The 1,368-nt window shown below is 60.1% G+C and carries 1 protein-coding gene; it reads left to right on the top strand.

What is annotated here, in order from left to right; genetic code table 11:
- Positions 1–81: 81 nt before the first annotated feature.
- Positions 82–1,104 (top strand): IS110 family transposase, encoded by a 1,023-nt coding sequence (locus FHT71_RS31160; RefSeq protein ID WP_183723308.1) that lies wholly within the window; start codon positions 82–84, stop codon positions 1,102–1,104.
- The last annotated feature ends 264 nt before the right edge of the window (positions 1,105–1,368 follow it).

Below are 1,368 nucleotides of genomic sequence, written 5' to 3'. Positions count from 1 at the left end.
TGATGGGGTGGACGCCCCTCGACGGCATCGAATGTGCCAGCATGGTGGATGTTAACCGCCACAACAGAGGAGACGTCCGAAATGAACGTTAGCATGATTGGATTGGATTTGGCCAAGAATGTCTTTCAGGTGCACGGAGCGGATACCGCTGGCGCTGTCGTTTTCCGCAAGCAACTGCGACGGGACAAGCTGCTCGGCTTTTTTGCCGGACAGCCGGCGTGCATCGTCGCGATGGAAGCCTGCTCCAGCGCGCATTATTGGGCACGTGAGATCGGCAAACTCGGCCACACGGTTCGCCTGATTGCCCCTGCCTATGTAAAGCCTTTTGTAAAGCGCCAGAAGAACGATGCCGCCGATGCCGAGGCGATCTGCGAGGCAGCGCAGCGCCCGACGATGCGCTTTGTAACGGTTAAGAGCGAGGAGCAGCAGGCAAGCGCGGCCGTGTTTCGGGCGCGCGATTTGCTGGTGCGGCAACGTACCCAGACGATCAATGCCTTGCGGGGTCACCTGGCGGAATACGGACTGATTGTTGCCCAGGGCCCGACCCACGTCACCAGACTTGTTTTGCACGTGGAGGATTCCAGGAGCAAGTTGCCGGAGGCCGCACGCATGGCCCTCGCCATTCTGGTTGATACTCTGAAGTCGCTCGACCAAAGGATCCAGAAACTGGATGTCGAAATCGCTCGGCGTGCCCGAGAAGACGAAGACGCACGGCGGTTGGTAACCGTTCCCGGTGTCGGTCCAATTACCGCGACGGCTTTGATCGCCCTTGCCCCAGAAGCTACCGGCTTCAGGCGAGGCCGCGACTTTGCAGCCTGGCTGGGTTTAACACCATTGCAGCGCTCCACCGGCGGCAAGCAAAAGCTCGGCGAGACATCGAAGATGGGAGAGCGAACACTACGCCGCCTGCTCATCATTGGTGCAAGCGCTGTGGTGCTGCAGGCTCGCCGGCGCGGCACTCCAGAAAGCTCGTGGCTCGGGCGCATGCTTGCCCGCAAGCCACCCATGCTTGTGACAGTCGCTCTCGCCAACAAGATGGCCCGCATCGTATGGGCACTTATGGCAAAGGGCGGCGTCTATAAAGCTCCAGCTGTGGCGGCATAACCGCCCGGCCAGAGGTCGTCGAGATGTAGGAAGGTCAATGGAAGGTATGGCGCAACAGTCGATGAGACGGGGTCGGGAAAACCAGTATTCTCCGGAGTGCTTCGAGCACGCCGAATTGATTTGGAACCCGATCCGCGAACTCCCATACGGGCCAGCGACGGATGAACGGTCGCGCGAAAGGCCGGACAGATGTCAGCACCCGACTACGCGTACTGCCGCCCGAAACTCTTCTTGCATTCACCGGGGCGTCCACAGATGGAGAAT

This window comes from Rhizobium sp. BK060 (genome assembly GCF_014193145.1).
Classification (GTDB): Bacteria; Pseudomonadota; Alphaproteobacteria; order Rhizobiales; family Rhizobiaceae; genus Rhizobium.
This window is presented reverse-complemented; position numbering and strand designations above follow the sequence as displayed.